Genomic DNA, 17,183 nt, shown 5'->3' on the forward strand with positions numbered 1-17,183 from the left:
GCGCGGCCATCTCCGTCCTTGGCGGATTGGGCGATCGCCCTGTACGGTCGACTTGGGCGAACGACCAAGGAGGTCCGGCATGGTGACGACGGCGGAACGCGGCCGGCAGGCCCGGCAGCGCCTGCTCCAGGCGGCGACGGAGCTGATCGCCGAACGGGGGTGGTCGGCGATCAGCACCCGGATGCTGGCGGAGCGGGCCGGAGTGGCACCCGGCGTGGTGCACTACCACTTCACTTCGGTGCAGGCGCTGCTGAGCGAGGCGGCGCTGCAGGCGGCGCGGTCCCTGACCGCGCAGGCGGGCCCGGTGCTGGCCGGCGCCCGCAGCGCCGACGAGGCCCTCACCGTGCTGCTGGCCATGCTGGACGGTTCCGGCGGCACCGACGCGGTGTCGGTGCTGTTCGTCGAGACATACCTGGCGGCGGCCCGGGACGAAGCGCTGCAGAGCGCGCTCGGCGAGGTGATCGCCGAGTTCCGCCGGCAGCTCGCCGACCGCCTCGCCGCCCACGCGGTGCCCGATCCGGCCGCCACGGCGGCGGTGCTGGCCGCCGCGGTCGACGGGGTGATACTGCACCGGACGCTGCTGCCGGGCCCGGACGGCTCCACCGTGGCCACCGTGCTGCGCAGGCTGCTGACGGCGGGATCGGAGGCCACGTCGTGAAGGTGATCATCTGTGGCGCCGGCATCGCGGGGCTGTCCCTCGCCCAGCGGCTGGACGCCTCCGGCGCCGAGGTCATCGTCGTGGAGAAGGCGCCCGCCCCACGGACGGGTGGCTACATGATCGACTTCTTCGGCCCGGGGTACGACGCCGCCGAGGCGACCGGGGTGCTGCCCCGCATCCTCGAGCGGGGTTACCGCATCGACGAGGTCGCCTACTGCGACACCTCGGGGAACCGCCGCGCCGGGCTGCGGCTCGGGCGGTTCGCGCGGGCCGCGGGCGGGCGACTGGTCAGCGTGATGCGTCCAGACCTGGAGCAGGCGCTGCGAGAGCAGCTCAGCGCCCGCGTCGACGTCCGCTTCGCCAGCACCGTCACGCAGGTGGACGACCGCACCGACGGCGTGCGGGTGACGTTGCACGACGGCACCACCCTCGCCGCCGATCTGCTCGTCGGCTGTGACGGCATCCATTCGGTCGTCCGGGCGCTGGTCTTCGGCCCGGAAGAGCGGTACCTGCGGTATCTGGGCCTGCACACCGCCGCCTTCTCGTTCGACGACCCGGCCGTGCACGCCGCCGTCGCCGGGAGGTTCTGCATGACGGACACGCCGCAGCGCGCCATGGGCTTCTACGGGCTGCGCGACGGCCGGGTCGCGGTGTTCACCGTGCACCGCACCGGCGATCCGGTCCTGCCGGACGACGCCGGGGCCGCACTGCGCCGCGAGTACGGCACGCTCGGCTGGCTTGCACCCCGCGCGCTGGCCGCCTGCCCACCGTCCACCGAGGTGTACTACGACCAGGTCGCCCAGGCCGTCGTACCGGCCTGGAGCCGGGGCCGGGTGGCGCTGCTGGGCGACGCGGCGTACGCCGTCTCCCTGCTGGCCGGGCAGGGCGCCTCGCTGGCGGTCGCCGGCGCGTACCTGCTCGGCGAGCATCTGGCCCGGTCCGCGTCCGTGGAAGCGGCGCTGGCGGCGTACGAGGGCGCCCTGCGCCCGATCGTCCTCGACCGTCAGGAGGCGGCTCGCCGCGGTGTGCGCTGGTTCCTGCCGGCGACCCGCACCGAGCTACGGCTGCGCCGCGCCGCCCTCACGCTCGCCCGGCTACCGCTGACCGACCGGCTCGCGGCGACCGCGGTGGTCGGCAAGCCCACCGCCCTCGTCGCCGACCTGGCGGCCGGGAGACCACCCGCATCGGCGGCGTCCACCGACCACCGCTGACCGACGCGTCAGCAGACGACGCGGTCTCGGCCGCTGCGCTTGGCGACGTAGAGGTTGCGGTCGGCCTCGGCGAGCAGCGCGGCCTGGTCGTCGCCGGGCGCCGCCGGGCCGGCCACCGCGCCGATGCTCACCGTCACCGGGAGCTCGCCGGTGATCGGCGCCCACGGGTGGTCGCGTACGGTGCGCCGCAGGTTGTTCAGCCACGATCTGCCGGCGCCCTCGGCGAGGCCGGGCACGACGACGAGGAACTCCTCGCCGCCCATGCGGGCGACGAAGGCGTCCTTGTCCTGCCCGTCCATCGAGGCCGCGAGCAGGTCGGCGATGGTGACCAGCACGCGGTCGCCCACGTCGTGCGAGAGCGTGTCGTTGATGCGCTTGAAGTGGTCGAGGTCGACCAGCGCGACGGTGAGCGGGGCGCCCGCGCGGATCGCGTGCGTGACGATGTGCGGCAGGCGCTCGTCGACGAAGCGCCGGTTGTAGAGGCCGGTCAGCGGGTCGCGGCGGGCCTGCTCGCGGTAGCGCTCGGCCTCGCGCCGCGCCTCGGCGGTCTCGAACATCGCCTGGCGGGTGCGCGCCCGCGCCTCCTGCTGCCGGGAGCGGAGGTCCTCGGCGGCCGCGTGGAACCGCTTGTACTCGGCGAAGGCGTCGGCGTACCGGCCGGCGGCCGCGTACAGCTCGGCCTGCTCGGCCATCGCGCGGACCAGGACGGCCCGCAGGTCGTCGGTGGTGCACCCGGCCTTGCAGCGGTCGAGGGTGGCCTGGGCGCGCTCCAGCGCGCCCAGCCGGCGCTGCGCGGTCGCCAGGGTGAGCCGCGCGTCGGCGACGTCGTGCGCCTCGAACCAGCGCGGCGCGTCGGCGATGCCCGCCAGCGTCCGCTCGGCGCCGGCGTAGTCCCCGGCGCTGATCTGGACGTTGGCGATGGTGTCGCACTCCATGACCAGGTAGTCGCGGCCGAGGGCGCGGACGGCGGCGTGCATGCGTTCGACGATCTTCCCGGCGACGGCGTCGTTGCCGACCTCGATCTCGGTGTACGCGAGGTTGTTGAGCACCAGGAGCTGGCGCGTGAGGTCGCCGGAGTCGATCGCGAGACGCTCCGCCTGGGCGTACCGCTCCCGGGCCGCGTCCAGCGATCCGCACTCGACCAGCGAATTGGCCAGCCGGACCAGATAGATGATCCGCAGCCCGGCCGGCGCCGTCTCCTCCAGCAGCTCGACCGAGGCGAGCGCGTGCTCGAGGCTGGCGGAGTGGTCGCCGAGGTAGTGGTGCGTCAGGGCCAGGTGGAAGTGGCTGCGGGCGCGCAGCGGCCGGGAGTCGTAGCGTTCCGCCCAGGCGTGGATCGTCAGGAAGACCCGGGCGGCGTCGCCGGGGCTGCCGCTGCGCTGGCGCATGTCCGCCTGCACGAGCTGGGCCCGGCGCAGCAGCAGGTCGTTGCCGAGCGCCTGCGCCGCCCAGGCGGCCTCGGCCGCGCGCACGAGGATGGAGTCGATGTCGTGACCCTGGTGATTCTCAAGATCATCCAGCTCGGACGCCAGTCTCGCCGCGGCACCGGTGGGTTCCGCGACGGCCGGGGGCGTCCGCACACTCACGGGCTCTCCGATCGGCCGCCGGAGCCGGAATCGAAGCGTTCGTGACCCTCATGTGAGGTGTGGTCCCCCCGGGTGATGCCGGTATCGGCGGACGGTAACGTGCGGCGGGCACCGACCGGGAGGTCCGGGCACGTGGGGAAACATCTCGGTGGAAAAGGTACGGCGATGGACGACAAGGCCGCGATCGAGCTCGCCGGCGTACACAAGGACTTCCCATCGCACGGCGAGACAGTGCGGGCGGTGCGCCCCACCGACCTCACCGTCGGCCGCGGCGAGTTCTTCTCGCTGCTCGGACCCTCGGGCTGCGGCAAGACCACCACGATGCGGATGATCGCCGGGTTCGAGCAGCCCACCGGCGGCACGGTGTACCTCGACGGCCACGACGTCACCGGGGTGCCGCCGCACCGGCGCGACGTCAACATGGTGTTCCAGTCGTACGCGCTCTTCCCGCACCTGGACACGTACCGGAACGTGGCCTTCGGGCTGGAGCAGCGCAGGACCGGCCGGGACGAGATCCGCCGCCGGGTCGGCGAGATGCTGGAGATCGTCTCGCTGACCGGCCTGGAGAAGCGCTCCCCGCGAGAGCTCTCCGGAGGCCAGCAGCAGCGGGTCGCCCTGGCCCGGGCCCTGGTCAACCGGCCGCGGGCGCTGCTGCTCGACGAGCCGCTGGGCGCCCTCGACCTCCAGCTCCGCCAGCAGATGCAGCTCGAGCTCAAACGCATCCAGCGCGAGGTCGGCATCACCTTCGTCTACGTCACCCACGACCAGGGCGAGGCCCTGACCATGTCCGACCGCATCGCGGTCATGCGCTCCGGGCGCCTGGAACAGCTCGGCACGCCCCGGGAGATCTACGAACGCCCGGCGACCCGGTTCGTCGCCGGGTTCATCGGGACCACCAACCTGCTCGACGGCCACGCCGCCGGCGTCGCCGACGGGACCGCGGTGCTGACCTACGGCCCCGGCGACCGGGTCCTCGTGCCGGTGCCGGCCGGCGTACGGGAGGGCGACAAGCTGGAGGTCTCCGTACGTCCCGAGAAGATCGACCTCAGCCGCGAGGAACCCACCACGGCCGCGGGCAGCGTCCTGAGCGGCCTCGTCACCGACGTCGTCTACCGCGGCACCTCGACCAGCTACACCGTGACCACGGCCGCCGGCACCGACCTGGTGGTCTTCCGCCAGAACGCGCACTCCGCCGAGGAGCTGGCCGGCCCCGGCGACCGCGTCTTCCTCACCTGGAGCCCGCAGAACTCCTACCCGATCGGAGTCCGATGAGCCCGCAGCACCTCAGCGACCCCGCCCTCCGCGGCCTGACGCGGCGGCGGTTCGGCCGCCGCGACGCCCTGACGATGTCCGGCCTCGCGGCGCTGGGAACGGCCCTGTCCGCCTGCGGGGTGAAGGGCCGGGGCACGCGCGGCGCGCCTGCACCCAGCGCGGTGGCCGGCTTCTGGGCCGGACGCACCGGCACGGGCACGGTGCGCTTCGCCAACTGGCCGCTCTACATGGACCCGGCCCACCCGGAGCTCAAGGCGTTCACGGCCGAGACCGGCATCCGGGTGGACTACCAGGAGGTCATCGCGGAGATGGCACCCTGGTTCGCCCGGGTGCAGCCGCAGCTCGCGGCCGGGCAGGACATCGGCTTCGACCTGATGGTCATCTCCAACGGCATCCAGTTCCGGCAGTTCGTGGACTCCGGCTTCCTGGCCCCGCTCGACCACGCCAGGCTGCCGAACTTCGCCGCGAACGCCGCACCGGCCTACCGGGAGGAGGCGTTCGACCGCGGCAACGTCTACACCATCCCGTGGACCTCCGGCATGACCGGCATCGCGTACGACCCGAAGAAGGTCACCCGCCCCATCACCTCGCTCGCCGACCTGTGGGACCCGGCGTTCCGCGGCCGCGTCGGGATGCTCGCCGACCCCCAGGAACTGGGCAACGCCGGCATGCTCGCGTTGGGCGTCGACCCGGTACGGTCCACGCCGGACGACTGGCGCCGCGCCGCCGCCCGGCTCCAGGAGCAGAAGAGCGCCGGCATCGTGCGCAACTACTACGACCAGAGCTACATCGACGCGCTCGGCAAGGGCGAGGTGTGGATCACCCAGGCGTGGTCCGGCGACATCTTCCAGAAGAACCTCTCCGACGGTACGGATCTCAAGTTCGTGGTCCCGAAGGAGGGCGGCACGCTCTGGACGGACAACCTCGCCATCCCGGTCACCGCGCGCAACCCGGTCGACGCACTCACCCTGATGGACTTCTTCTACCGGGTGGACATCGCCGCCTCGCTGGCCCGGTACATCGCCTACGTGTGCCCCGTGCCGGCCGCGCGGGAGCGGATCGAGAAGGACGCGGCGGCGGCGAGCGGCGACAAGCGCGCGGAGCTGCGGTCGGTGGCGCAGAGCCCGCTGGTGTTCCCGTCCGCGGGCGACTATGCCAAGCTGCACTACTTCCGCGACTTCGCCACCGCCGCGGAACAGCAGGAGTACCAGCGCATCTTCGAACCGATCGTACTCGGCTGACGTGCGCCGCGCGCTGACGCCGTACCTGCTGGTCCTGCCCGGCGGGCTCTGGCTCCTGCTGTTCTTCGTCGTGCCGGCCGCGACGATGCTGTCGCTGTCGCTGCAGGAGGGCGACGTCGTGAACGGCTACGTCTTCACCGGGCACTGGCAGACGTACGCCGACGCGATCGTCACCTACCGCACCCAGTTCCTCCGGTCCCTGACCTACGGCGCGATCACCACGCTCGTGCTGGTCGGGGTGGCGTTCCCGGTCGCGTACTGGATCGCCGTGCACGGTGGGCGGCGCAAACCCGCGTACCTGCTCCTGCTGCTGTCGCCCTACTTCGTGTCGTTCGTGCTGCGGACGATCTCGTGGCGGCAGCTTCTCACCGACGAGGGCGTCCTGCTCGGCCCGCTGAAGAGCGCCGGGCTGCTCAGCGCCCAGTTCCACGTCCTCGGCACCCCGGTCGCGGTGATCGGCGGGCTGGTCTACACCTTCCTGCCGTTCATGGTCCTGCCCGTGTACGTGGCGCTGGAGCGCATCGACCCGCGCGTCGTCGAGGCGGCCCGCGACCTGTACGCCGGCCCGGCCGCCGCCTTCCGCAGGGTGGTCCTCCCGCTGGCGCTGCCCGGCGTCTTCGCGGGGGTGCTCATGACGTTCGTGCCGGCCAGCTCGGACTACGTGACCTCGGCGGTGCTGGGCGGCCCGTCCACGACGATGATCGGCCAGGTCATCCAGGCCCAGTACCTTTCCAGCTCCAACTATCCGGCCGCGTCCGCGCTGTCCGCCACGCTGATGGCGGTGCTGCTGGGCGGGTTGTTCGCGTACGCGCGGGCGCTGGGCACCGCGGACGTGCTGACGGTGGCGGCGCGATGACGGGGCGCGGGGGCGGACGGGTGCTGCGGGCGTACAGCTTGCTGGTCATCGCCTGGCTCACCCTGCCGGTGCTGGTCATGGTGCTGTTCAGCGTCAACGACACCCGGGGCCGCTACAACCAGAGCTGGAACGGCTTCACCCTCGCCTGGTACGGCCGGATCTTCGAGCGCGACGAGCTGACCCGGGCGCTGGTCACCTCGCTGCTCATCGCGCTCGCGACGATGCTGGTCGCGGGCGCCCTGGGCACCGGGATCGGCTACGCCCTGGGCCGCTACCGGTTCCGCGGCTCCGGCGTGCTCGACCTGGTCATGTTCGCCGCCGTCGCCTGCCCCGATCTGGTCATGGGCGCCTCGCTGCTCACCCTCTTCGTCTCGCTGGGCGCCGGCCTGGGCGCCGTGACGATCGCGTGCGCGCACGTCATGTTCGCGATCTCGTTCGTCGCGGTGGTCGTCCGGGCGCGGGTGCTGACCCTGGACCGCTCGCTCGAGGAGGCCGCCGCGGACCTGGGCGCGGGCCGGTGGACGACCTTCCGGCGAATCACCCTCCCGCTCCTCGCGCCGGCGGTCTCGTCCGGCATGCTGCTGGCCTTCGCGCTGAGCCTCGACGACTTCGTGGTCGCCGGCTTCACCGCGGGCACCACCACCACGTTCCCCCTGTGGATCTGGGGCGCCACGCGGGCCGGCCTGCCGCCGCAGGTGAACGTCATGGGCACGCTGCTCTACCTGACCGGTGTCCTGCTCGCGGTGAGCACCGCCATCCGCGCCCGGCCCCGCCGGCGCTAGCGACCGTCTCTCGGATCATGGTTTGGTCCAGAGCGGGATCCCGGCGAGAGTGAGCGCGGCCTGGCAGTGGGCGGCGAGTCCATCCGTACGCTTCTTCCCCTTCCGGGATGAATCGGCACGAGTCCAGCAGCGCATGGTCACCGCGTGCGGACGCGGCGCCGCACGGTGGTGTTCGGCCGATTCGACGACTAAGGCACGGCTAACCTAAGCTCCGGGCTCCGTCATCGTCGGATCGGAGCAGGGAGGACCATGGGCAGCCGGGCACGCCGGATGAGCGTGATCCTCGTCGCGCTGGCGCTGCTGGCTCTCGCCGTGCTCGCCAGCCTCGCGCTGGGCAGTAAGCCCATCCCGGTGGGCGACGTGCTGAGCGCGCTGCGGGACGGCGACGGCGGCGAGCACGCGACGATCGTCCGCGGCATGCGGGTCCCGCGTACCCTCGTCGGCCTGGAGGTCGGGGCGGCGCTGGCTCTGGCCGGGGTCGCCATGCAGGCGCTGACCCGCAATCCGCTCGCCGACCCGCGGATCCTGGGGGTGAGCGCGGGCGCGGCGGCCGGCGTGGTGACGGCGATCGCCGTCTTCGGGATCACCACCTTGACCGGGTATGTCTGGTTCGGCCTCGTCGGTGCGGCCGTGGCCGGCGTCCTGGTGTACGCGGTCACCGGCCGCGCGGGGGTCAGCCCGGTCAACGTGGCGCTGGCCGGCGCAGCCGTCGACGCCTCCCTCGGTGCGCTGATCTACGGCCTGCTCGCCGTCGACGCCCGCACGTTCGATGAGTACCGGTTCTGGGCGGTCGGGGCTCTCGCCGGCCGCACCCCGGACATGGCGGCCCAGGTGCTGCCGTTCGTCATGGCCGGCCTGCTGCTGGCCGTCGTCGCCGCGCGGGGCCTGGACGCCCTCGCCCTGGGCGATGACGTCGCCCGCGGCCTGGGCTTTCGGGTCGGCCGGGTGCGCCTGGCCGCCGCCGGCGCCGCGGTGCTCCTGACCGGCGCCGCGGTCGCGGTGGCCGGGCCGATCGCGTTCGTCGGCCTGGCCGTGCCGCACCTGGCCCGCGGCCTGGTCGGCGCCGATCACCGCTGGGTGGTCGCGGTGAGTGTGCTGCTCGGCCCGGCGCTGGTGCTCGCCGCCGACGTGGTGGGCCGGGTGATCACACCGCCCGGCGAGGTGCCTACCGGCGTGGTCACCGCGCTGGTCGGCGCGCCGCTGCTGGTTGTCCTGGTTCACCGCGCCCGGGCGGTGAGCGCGTGACCGCGCCCGGCGGATCGGCTTGCCGGGAGGCCGGCCGGGACCTGCGCGCCGGGCTGCCCGGGCGGCCGGCGCTGCGGATCGGCGAGGCCTCGGCCCTGGTGCACCGACGCGGCGTCGCGGTGACGGTGGCGCTGGCCGCCGTTCTCGCCGCCGCGGTCGTGGCCAGCCTCAGCCTCGGCGAGGTGACCGTCGGCCCGGTGCAGGTGCTGCGTGCGGTGTTCCTCGGCGGCACACCCGAGGATCTCCTGGTCAACGAGCTGCGCCTGCCGCGCACCGCGCTGGCGGCGGCGGCCGGCGCAGCGTTCGGGCTGGGTGGCGCGCTCATCCAGAGCGTCAGCCGCAACCCGCTGGCCAGCCCGGACGTCATCGGAGTCACCCAGGGCGCCGGGCTGGCCGCCACCTACGCCCTCACCACCGGCGTAGCGGCGGCCGCCGTGGCCCCGGCCGCGCTGGCCGGTGGGCTGGCCGCCGCCGCACTGGTGTTCGCGATCGGGGCCAGGCACGGCCTGGCCGCGCATCGCTTCGTACTCTCCGGTGTCGCGGTCGCCTTCGCACTGCGCGCTCTGATCGAGATCATCATCGTCTCCGCCGACCCGATCGACGGGCAACGGGCGCAGATCTGGCTGATCGGTTCCCTCAACGGGCGCGGCTGGACCGAGGCCGCCGCCGTCGCCGGCACGCTGCTGCTGACCGGCCCGGCCCTGCTGTGGGCCGCCCGCGCGCTGCACACCACCGCGCTCGACGATGACACCGCCCGCGGGCTCGGTGCCCGACCGGTCGCCCGGCGCCTCGGCCTCGGCGTCACCGGCGTGCTCCTCGCTGCAGCCGCCACCGCGCAGGTCGGCGCGGTCGACTTCGTCGCGCTCGTCGCCCCGCAGGTGGCCCGCCGGCTCGCCGGCACCGACCGCCCGCCGCTGCTCGGCGCCGCCCTCGTCGGGGCCGTGCTGGTGGTGCTCGCCGACCTCGTCGGTCGCCGCCTGCTCGCTCCGACACAGCTGCCGGCCGGCGTGCTGACCGCCGCCATCGGCGGACCGTACCTCGTGTTCCTGCTCGTTCGAGGCCGCCGCCGGGGGAGCGTATGAGACCGCACGTCACGCTGACCGCTCAGAACGTCACGGTCGGGTACGCCGAGCGCACCGTCCTGGCCGGGCTGTCGGTGCAGATCCCGCCGGCCGACTTCACCGTGATCATCGGACCCAACGCGTGCGGCAAGTCCACCCTGCTGCGTACCCTGGCCCGGTTGCTGCGACCCCGCGCCGGCGCGGTGCTCATCGACGGCGTCGCGCTGCACACCGTGCCTCCGCGGGAGCTGGCCCGCCGGTTGGGCGTCCTGCCGCAGAGCCCGCTGGTCCCCGAGGGCGTCACCGTCGCCGATCTGGTCGCGCGCGGCCGCTCACCGCACCAGCGGTGGTGGCGGCAGTGGTCGACCGGGGACGCCGACGCGGTGGCCGCCGCCCTTCGCGACGCCGACATCGCCGAACTCGCCGACCGACCGGTCGAGGCGCTGTCCGGCGGGCAGCGCCAACGGGTCTGGATCGCGATGGCGCTGGCCCAGCAGACCGACCTGCTGCTGCTCGACGAGCCCACCACCTTCCTGGACCTGGCGCACCAGGTCGAGGTGCTGGACCTGCTGCGCCGGCTCAACCGGGCCGACGGGCGCACCGTGGTGGCGGTGCTGCACGACCTGAACCAGGCCGCCCGGTACGCCGACCACGTCATCGCCATGCGCGCCGGCGCGATCGTCGCCGCCGGCCGACCCGCCGACGTCATCACCGCCGAGCTGGTGCGCGACGTCTTCGGCCTCGACTGCGTGGTCGTGCCCTGCCCGGTCACCGGCGCCCCCCTGGTCATTCCCGGCAAACCCGCAACCGAGAAAAGGTGAATGGAAATGCGTAACCGACTTGGACTGGCGCTCACCGCCACCGTTCTGGCCGGCCTCGGCCTGGCCGGCTGCGGCGCGTCATCCTCCGGCGATGACCCTGCAGCCGGCGGGCAGACCCGCGAGATTGTCCACGCCATGGGCACCACCAAGGTGCCCGTGGCACCCACCCGGGTGGTCGTGCTCGACACCGACAAGATCGACACCGCGCTGACGCTCGGCGTCACCCCGGTCGGCGCGGCCCGCGCCGGCGAGCTGACCGGCTGGCCCACCTACATCGGCGCCGACGCCACCAAGGACATCAAGGAGCTCGGCACGCTGCAGGAGCCCAACCTGGAGGCCATCCAGGCACTGCGACCCGATCTCATCCTGGGCTCCAAGTTCCGCCAGGAGAAGTACTACGACGAACTGGCGAAAATCGCCCCGACGGTGTTCACCGAGAACGTGGGCAAGCCGTGGAAGGAGAACTTCCTGCTCGACGGCAAGGCGCTGGGCAAGGAAGAGCTGGCCAAGGAGAAGCTGGCCGCGTACGAGGCGCGGGCCAAGGCCGTCGGCGCGAAGATCGGCAACCCGGGCACGGCGAAGGTCTCGATCGTGCGGTTCATGCCCACCGAGATCCGCATCTACGGCCCGGAGTCGTTCGCCGGCATCGTCGTTGGCGACACCGGGCTGGGCCGCCCCGAGCGACAGCTGCTGACCGGCAAGCAGGACCGCCGCTTCGACAAGGTGAGCCCGGAACGGGTCTCCGAAGTCGACGGCACCGTCATCTTCGTCGCGGCCTACGGACCCAAGGCCGCCGAACAGCAGACCGCCGTGACCGCCGGGCCGCTCTGGAAGAACCTCGGCGCCGTCAAGGCCGGCAAGGCACACGTCGTTCCGGACGAGACCTGGATGACGGGCATCGGCGTCACCGCCGCCGGCAAGATCCTCGACGACCTCGAGAAGCATCTCGCCGCCTGAGCGGTGCCTCGTCGAGGGCCCGGCCGCCCACGGCAACGTCCGCAGCGGGTCCTGGCCGACGAGGCGTACTCGTCGCGGGCGATCCGCGAGTAGCTGCGCCGCCGCGGTGTCCGCGCGACGATCCCGCAGCCATCGGACCAGCAGGCACACCGACAAACTGGCGGTGCACCACCAGGCCGCACCCACTCTCGCCGGGATCCTGTTCTGGACCAAACCATGATCCGAGAGACGGTTTCTACGCCCAGGCGGCGAGCAGCTCGTCCCGGCCGGTGACGCCGGTCTTGCGGTAGATCGACTTCAGGTGGTCGTTGACCGTGTGCGGCGACAGCAGCAGGCGGGTGGCGATCTGCTTGGCGGGCAGTCCCCGGCGGACCTGGTCGAGCACCGCGCGTTCGGCCGGGGTGATGTCGTGCCAGGACGCGAAGGCCGGCAGCAGCAGGTCCGCGGAGGCGGGCTGGATCGTGATCACCACGGCGCCGGGGCCCGCGGCCTCGAAGGGCTGGGCCTGCATGGCGAGCCATCCCCCGCCGGCGGGGATGCGGGTCAGGGCCTCGCCGCCGGCACGCCGCGCGGCGTAGACGAGGCTCCACAGGTTGGCGAAGAGAGCGTCGTCGCCGGCCTCCGCGGGCGGCGGCGGCAGCAACCGGCTCAGCCAGGCACGCCCGCCGGCCGAGGCCCGGACGGTGTCGTCGGCCTCCACGACGACCACACCCGGGGCGAGGCCACCGCCGGGCGGGCGCGGTCGCCGACCGGCGACGAACCGCTTCAATCCCACCGCCAGCGGCGCGGACAGCCGCTCGGCGTGGCCGGCCTCGGCGGCGGAGAACGGCCGGCTCCCCCGCCCCCGGAGCAGGGTGAGGGTGCCCCGGGTGACGCCGGCGTGGATCAGGGCGACACGCAGCTCGCTGCCGAAGCCCTCCGCGGCCATGATGTCGTGCAGGCGAACGCTGTGGCGCTCCTCGATCGCGCCGGTGCCCAGGATCCCGGCGCGACGGTCGCCGCCGGTCAGGGCGGCCAGCGAGTGCAGGTCCCGGCCGCCGCACTCGTTGATCTCGAGCCGCCGGGCGGCGGCGGCGCGGTAGCCGCCCTCGCTGACGACGAGGCAACCGACCCCGGTGCCGGGATCCAGCCCGCGGAGCTGATAGCCGTCGTGCGGGATCAGGCGGGCGACCTGGCGGGATAGCTCGGCGCCGAACTCGGCGGGCGTCGCCGGCGGCAGCGCCGACATCGCTCGGGCGACGGACTCGAGGGTGTGCATGCGCCGAGTCTGCCGCCCGGACCATCCCCAGATCCCGGGATTTTTCCGCGGCGGGCCTCACCCCACACTTCGAGGCATGGAATTTCACGAGTACGCCCGGTACGACGCGATCGGTCTGCGCGGTCTCATGTCCACCGGGGAGGTGAAGCCGGCCGAGGTCGAGGACACCGCCCGGCGGGCCCTGGAAGCCGCCAACGCCGAGGTGAACGGCCTGGCGCTGCCGCTGTTCTCGCCCGCGCTCGGCCACGCCGCGGACGGGCCGTTCACCGGCGTGCCGTTTCTGCTCAAGGACAGCGGCCCGATGGCGGCCGGAATCCCGTTCGCGCTGGGCAGCCGCAGCATCCGGCACGCGGCGGCCCGCCACGACAGCGACCTGATGCGCCGGTTCCGGGCCGCCGGCCTGGTCACCCTCGGGCTGACCACGGTCCCCGAGATGCTGATCAGCTTCGCCACCGAGTCGGTCCGGTACGGAACGACCCGCAACCCGTGGGCGCCGGACCGGGGCGCCGGCGGCTCCAGCGGCGGCGCGGCGGCCCTCGTGGCGGCGGGGGCGGTGCCCATGGCGCACGCCAACGACGGCGCCGGTTCCATCCGGGTGCCCGCCTCCTGCTGCGCTCTGGTCGGCCTCAAGCCGAGCCGCGGCCGGGTCCCGTGCGGTCCCGACCTCGGCGAGCCGATGTTCGGGATGGCGTACGAGTTCGCGCTCACCCGCAGCGTCCGCGACACCGCACACCTTCTCGACGCGGTACAGGGCCCGGGCGTCGGCGACAAGTACACCGCGCCGCCGCCGCGCCGGCCCTACGCCGACGAACTGGGCGCCGACCCGGGACGGCTGCGGGTCGCGGTGACCACGCGGGCCTGGTCGGGCGTACCGGTGGACCCCCGGGTGGCGGCGGAGACCGAACGGACCGCCCGGCTGCTGGAGCGGATGGGGCACGAGGTGATCGAGGCGAGCCCGGCGGTGGACTGGGACGCCGGGGTGCTGGCCCTGCGGGCGGAGCTGACCGCCATCGCCGCGATGTTCCTCAGGGGACCACGCCCGCCGGATCCCGAGCTGCTGGAGGCGGTCTCGCGGCAGGCCCTCGCGGAGACCCGGGGCCTCGGCGCGCTGGACCTGCTGGCCCGGCTGGACGCACAGAACAGGGTGAGCAGGACGGTCGGCGCGTTCTTCACCGACCACGACCTGCTGGTGACGCCCACGCTGGCGCAGCTTCCCGCGCCGCACGGCACCCTGCGCTACGACGACCCCGGGCACACGGTCGCGAGCTGGCTCGACTCGCTGCTCGCGTACGGGCCGTTCACGTCCGTATTCAACGTCAGCGGTCAGCCGGCCGTGAGCCTGCCGCTCGGGCACAGCGCCGAGGGGCTGCCCGTCGGGGTCCAGCTCGTGGCGGGCTACGGCCGCGAGGATCTGCTGATCCGGGTCGCCGCGCGGCTCGAGGAGGCCGAGCCCTGGCAGGGCCGGACACCGCCCGGCTCCGTCGGTCGCCAGACCTAGGAGCTGCAACGGCCGTCGACGAGTGGGTAGCCGCGTCGTCGGTAGTGGCTGAATCCGGCAGGGCCACAGCGGCGTCCACCGCCCGGTCGCCTAGGTCTTCGACTCCTCGAGCGGGGCCGCCGCCGGGGGTGAGGGGCGGCGGCTGCGGCCGCCGCCGTGGGCCAGCTTGCGGGCGTAGAGCTCCGCGTCGGCGTGCGCGTAGAGGGCGGCGAAGTCCTCGCCGTCGTCGCCCACGCGGGCGGCACCGACGCTGCACGCGGTGCGTTCGGCGAGGGCCGCCCGCAGGGCCTCGGCGCGCACCGCCGGTGTTTCACCGCCCTCCAGGCCGAGCAGCATGACGAACTCGTCCCCACCGAGACGGCCGACGAGGTCGCGAGGGCGCCCGTGTGCGCGCAGCGTCGCGGCCACCCAGACCAGCAGCTCGTCGCCGGCCGCGTGGCCGTGCACGTCGTTCACCTGCTTGAAGCCGTCCAGGTCGAAGATCAGCAAGGCCGTCGGGTGGTGGTGTTCGCGGGCGTGGGACCGCTCGGCCTCGAAGCGCTCGGTGAAGCCGCGGCGGTTCAGGCAGCCGGTCAGCGCGTCGAGGCGCGACAGCCTGCTGAGCTGCCGCCGCTGCCGTGCGGCGATGCGGCCCTTGTGCGCGCAGATCACCGACACCGAGAGGGCGCCGGTCATGTGCATCACGACGCACCACGGGTTCGGATCGCCGACGAACGTCGCGATGGCCAGGTATCCGGCGACGATGACGGCCATCAGCGGGCGGCCCACGTTGGGCGTGGTCAACGCGATGAGCGGAAGCGGCGCGAACAGCCCGAGCGCCAGGGTGGCGGCGGCGCCGCCGTCGAGGCAGACCACCGCGGCGGCGATGCCGAACTGGGCGACACCGACGGCGAACATGACCGGGCCGCTGTGCCGGTACCGGCTCAGCGGCCCGGCCAGCCGGAGCGTGCCGAGGCCGATCAGCCCCGCCAGCGTCAGCAGCAGGCCCATCCCGAGCCGGTGCGGATGGCCGGCGGCGAAGAGGACCACGTAGAGCAGGCCGACGCCGGGGTCGAACAGCCCGAGCCGGCCGGAGTCGGCGATCGCCCGCCGGCGCCGCTCGTGCCGGGAGACCCGGGGCGCCTCGGCCGGCGCGGCGGCGGCGCGGGCCCGGGCGACGGCCGCGGGCGGCGGGAGCTGCCGTACCCGGGAGGTCTTGTCGCGGTAGGCCCGCTCGTCGGCGTGCCGGCGCAGTTCCTCGACATCGGCGGCCTCGGCGGGGTAGCAGGCGAAACCGATGCTGCCGGTCACGACGCCGTCCAGGGCGGCGCGCAGGCGTTCGGCCACGTCGGCGGCCTCCTCGGCGCCGACGCCGCTCAGGACCGCCGCGAACTCGTCGCCGCCGAGGCGGCCGACGGCATCGCGCGAGCGCAACTGCGAGGCCAGGGTGCGCGCGGTCCAGGTCAGCAGCTCGTCGCCCGCCTGGTGGCCATAGGTGTCGTTGACCTCCTTGAACCGGTCCAGGTCCAGCACGAGCAGCGCGACCGGCTCGCCGGTGCGGTCCGCCTCGGCGAGCGCCGCGGCGAGGCGCTCGTCGAAGCCGCGCCGGTTGAGGCCACCGGTCAGCGGATCGGAGCGCGACAACGCGTCGAGGCGCCGCCGCAGCGACGCCATGGCTCCCGAGTAGCGCAGGCAGAGGAGCGAGATACCGCCGAAGGCGACGGTGTAGACGACCGCGTAGCCGGGCGGTGCCGGGCCGCCCGCGATGGCGACGATCCAGTAGGCGACCGCCGACAGCGCCGCGGCGGGCAGGAACGACCGCGGCGGCATGGTGACGGCGTACACCATGACGGCGAACGGCAGCAGCGGGCCGAGCGGGCTGGCCACGCCGCCGTCCAGCACCCCGAGGGCGGCGTACCCGGCGGTGTTGACCACCAGGGTGCCCAGGTGAAGCTGCATCCAGTACCGGGACCGGCCGACGGGGGCGGCCACCCACATGCCGACGGCGCACAGCGCGAGAAAGCCGACGATCGCGGCCATGACGGGGCGGTGCTCGGCAGGCCAGGTGGCGGCGAGGTAGGGAGGCAACGGCGTCAGGGTCAGCAGCGACCGGATCGCGCCGCCGCGCGTCTGCCGCAACCGCCCCTCGGGTACGCCACGAGGAGCCACCACGCTAGGCATCACCCGCTCGCGCCCCCTCCTCGGTCCGGACATCCCATCGGCGCCGGCGTCGGCAAGGTGAGGGTTAGCGGGCGGCCGGGCAGTTCAGACGCGGTCCGCGGCCGTGGTCAGGACCGTGCGCAACACGTGTTCCATCTCCGCGAAGTGGGGCACGTCACAGATCAGCGGGGGCGCGAGCTGCACGACCGGGTCGCCGCGGGTCGTCGGCGCGGCGATAGGGCCCGGCGTCGAACAGGGCCCGGGACAGGAAGCCGCGCAGCAGCCGCTCCGACTCGGCGGCCTCGAACGTCGCCCGGGTCGCCTTCGTCGACGGGGCCGCCGCCGGAGCCGGTCTGGTCCTTGACGAGTTCGATGCCGAAGAAACAGCCGTCGCCGCGGATGTGCTCGGCATCAGGGGCTCGTACGGCTGCTTGAGCGCCGGCACGCCGGTGATCGACAGGGCGCCCAGGGTGGTGCCGTGGGAGGCGGTCGCCCGGGCGACCGCCTGCCACGTCCGGTTGTCCGTCACGCCGCGATTGTTCCGCGGTGCCCCCTCTTCGGCAAGGACACGGCGTTCGCCGGGATGAGACGGCGGCGC

At 73.7% G+C, this 17,183-nt stretch carries 14 protein-coding genes and 1 pseudogene; 11 read left to right on the forward strand and 4 right to left on the reverse strand.

The annotated features are described in order from the left end of the window. The first annotated feature begins 79 nt into the window (after positions 1 to 79). Both EDD30_RS02855 and EDD30_RS02860 read left to right on the forward strand, forming a co-directional pair. Positions 80 to 658 (forward strand): TetR/AcrR family transcriptional regulator, encoded by a 579-nt coding sequence (locus EDD30_RS02855; protein WP_071802974.1) that lies wholly within the window; start codon positions 80 to 82, stop codon positions 656 to 658. Continuing rightward, positions 655 to 1,869: an FAD-dependent monooxygenase gene (locus tag EDD30_RS02860; protein ID WP_071802975.1), complete on the forward strand. Its 1,215-nt coding sequence runs from the start codon at positions 655 to 657 to the stop codon at positions 1,867 to 1,869. Before EDD30_RS02855 ends, EDD30_RS02860 begins: the two co-directional genes overlap by 4 nt. Before the next feature lie 8 nt (positions 1,870 to 1,877). Here EDD30_RS02860 and EDD30_RS02865 read toward each other — a convergent pair whose 3' ends face one another. After that, positions 1,878 to 3,455 carry a tetratricopeptide repeat-containing diguanylate cyclase gene (locus EDD30_RS02865; protein ID WP_143162535.1) on the reverse strand — a complete coding sequence of 526 codons (1,578 nt, stop codon included), beginning with the start codon at positions 3,453 to 3,455 and terminating at the stop codon, positions 1,878 to 1,880. 165 nt (positions 3,456 to 3,620) lie between these two features. On the opposite strand from EDD30_RS02865, the gene EDD30_RS02870 reads away from it, so the two are divergent. The 8 genes from EDD30_RS02870 (at position 3,621) to EDD30_RS02905 (ending at position 11,690) form a co-directional block, all read left to right on the forward strand. Next, positions 3,621 to 4,727, forward strand: a complete 1,107-nt coding sequence (locus EDD30_RS02870) for an ABC transporter ATP-binding protein (protein ID WP_071802977.1) — start codon at positions 3,621 to 3,623, stop codon at positions 4,725 to 4,727. After that, positions 4,724 to 5,968: a polyamine ABC transporter substrate-binding protein gene (locus tag EDD30_RS02875; RefSeq protein ID WP_071802978.1), complete on the forward strand. Its 1,245-nt coding sequence runs from the start codon at positions 4,724 to 4,726 to the stop codon at positions 5,966 to 5,968. The genes EDD30_RS02870 and EDD30_RS02875 overlap by 4 nt, the downstream gene beginning before the upstream one ends. 1 nt (position 5,969) lies before the next feature. Then, on the forward strand, positions 5,970 to 6,824 hold the full coding sequence (locus EDD30_RS02880) for an ABC transporter permease (protein WP_071802979.1): 855 nt from the start codon (positions 5,970 to 5,972) through the stop codon (positions 6,822 to 6,824). Continuing rightward, entirely contained in the window at positions 6,821 to 7,606 is a 786-nt protein-coding gene (locus EDD30_RS02885) for an ABC transporter permease (RefSeq protein WP_071802980.1), read from the forward strand. The genes EDD30_RS02880 and EDD30_RS02885 overlap by 4 nt, the downstream gene beginning before the upstream one ends. Positions 7,607 to 7,855: 249 nt before the next feature. Further along, on the forward strand, positions 7,856 to 8,851 hold the full coding sequence (locus EDD30_RS02890) for a FecCD family ABC transporter permease (RefSeq protein WP_071802981.1): 996 nt from the start codon (positions 7,856 to 7,858) through the stop codon (positions 8,849 to 8,851). Continuing rightward, positions 8,848 to 9,933: a FecCD family ABC transporter permease gene (locus EDD30_RS02895; RefSeq protein ID WP_244945085.1), complete on the forward strand. Its 1,086-nt coding sequence runs from the start codon at positions 8,848 to 8,850 to the stop codon at positions 9,931 to 9,933. Before EDD30_RS02890 ends, EDD30_RS02895 begins: the two co-directional genes overlap by 4 nt. Further along, positions 9,930 to 10,733 carry an ABC transporter ATP-binding protein gene (locus EDD30_RS02900; RefSeq protein ID WP_071808181.1) on the forward strand — a complete coding sequence of 268 codons (804 nt, stop codon included), beginning with the start codon at positions 9,930 to 9,932 and terminating at the stop codon, positions 10,731 to 10,733. The genes EDD30_RS02895 and EDD30_RS02900 overlap by 4 nt, the downstream gene beginning before the upstream one ends. A 6-nt stretch (positions 10,734 to 10,739) precedes the next feature. Then, positions 10,740 to 11,690, forward strand: a complete 951-nt coding sequence (locus EDD30_RS02905; RefSeq protein WP_071808183.1) for an ABC transporter substrate-binding protein — start codon at positions 10,740 to 10,742, stop codon at positions 11,688 to 11,690. 235 nt (positions 11,691 to 11,925) lie between these two features. Here EDD30_RS02905 and EDD30_RS02915 read toward each other — a convergent pair whose 3' ends face one another. Continuing rightward, positions 11,926 to 12,948, reverse strand: coding sequence for a helix-turn-helix transcriptional regulator (locus tag EDD30_RS02915; RefSeq protein WP_071808180.1), 1,023 nt, complete (start codon positions 12,946 to 12,948; stop codon positions 11,926 to 11,928). A 76-nt stretch (positions 12,949 to 13,024) separates the two neighbouring features. On the opposite strand from EDD30_RS02915, the gene EDD30_RS02920 reads away from it, so the two are divergent. Further along, positions 13,025 to 14,446 (forward strand): amidase, encoded by a 1,422-nt coding sequence (locus EDD30_RS02920; protein WP_071808179.1) that lies wholly within the window; start codon positions 13,025 to 13,027, stop codon positions 14,444 to 14,446. Between the two features lie 90 nt (positions 14,447 to 14,536). On the opposite strand, the gene EDD30_RS02925 is transcribed toward EDD30_RS02920, so the two are convergent. Both EDD30_RS02925 and EDD30_RS41720 read right to left on the reverse strand, forming a co-directional pair. After that, positions 14,537 to 16,597, reverse strand: a complete 2,061-nt coding sequence (locus EDD30_RS02925; protein WP_143162905.1) for a GGDEF domain-containing protein — start codon at positions 16,595 to 16,597, stop codon at positions 14,537 to 14,539. A gap of 93 nt (positions 16,598 to 16,690) precedes the next feature. Next, a pseudogene (locus EDD30_RS41720) lies at positions 16,691 to 17,031 on the reverse strand (aspartate aminotransferase family protein); the annotation flags it as partial. Positions 17,032 to 17,183 lie beyond the last annotated feature (152 nt).

This window comes from Couchioplanes caeruleus (genome assembly GCF_003751945.1).
In the GTDB taxonomy this organism is placed as follows: Bacteria; Actinomycetota; Actinomycetes; order Mycobacteriales; family Micromonosporaceae; genus Actinoplanes; species Actinoplanes caeruleus.

Excerpts from the sequence above, each read along its gene's own strand:
- EDD30_RS02855 (WP_071802974.1), top strand. The coding sequence starts at position 80 with ATGGTGACGACGGCGGAACGCGGCCGGCAGGCCCGGCAGCGCCTGCTC.
- EDD30_RS02870 (WP_071802977.1), top strand. The coding sequence starts at position 3,621 with ATGGACGACAAGGCCGCGATCGAGCTCGCCGGCGTACACAAGGACTTC.
- EDD30_RS02875 (WP_071802978.1), top strand. The coding sequence starts at position 4,724 with ATGAGCCCGCAGCACCTCAGCGACCCCGCCCTCCGCGGCCTGACGCGG.
- EDD30_RS02885 (WP_071802980.1), top strand. The coding sequence starts at position 6,821 with ATGACGGGGCGCGGGGGCGGACGGGTGCTGCGGGCGTACAGCTTGCTG.
- EDD30_RS02890 (WP_071802981.1), top strand. The coding sequence starts at position 7,856 with ATGGGCAGCCGGGCACGCCGGATGAGCGTGATCCTCGTCGCGCTGGCG.
- EDD30_RS02900 (WP_071808181.1), top strand. The coding sequence starts at position 9,930 with ATGAGACCGCACGTCACGCTGACCGCTCAGAACGTCACGGTCGGGTAC.
- EDD30_RS02905 (WP_071808183.1), top strand. The coding sequence starts at position 10,740 with ATGCGTAACCGACTTGGACTGGCGCTCACCGCCACCGTTCTGGCCGGC.
- EDD30_RS02915 (WP_071808180.1), bottom strand. The coding sequence starts at position 12,948 with ATGCACACCCTCGAGTCCGTCGCCCGAGCGATGTCGGCGCTGCCGCCG.
- EDD30_RS02920 (WP_071808179.1), top strand. The coding sequence starts at position 13,025 with ATGGAATTTCACGAGTACGCCCGGTACGACGCGATCGGTCTGCGCGGT.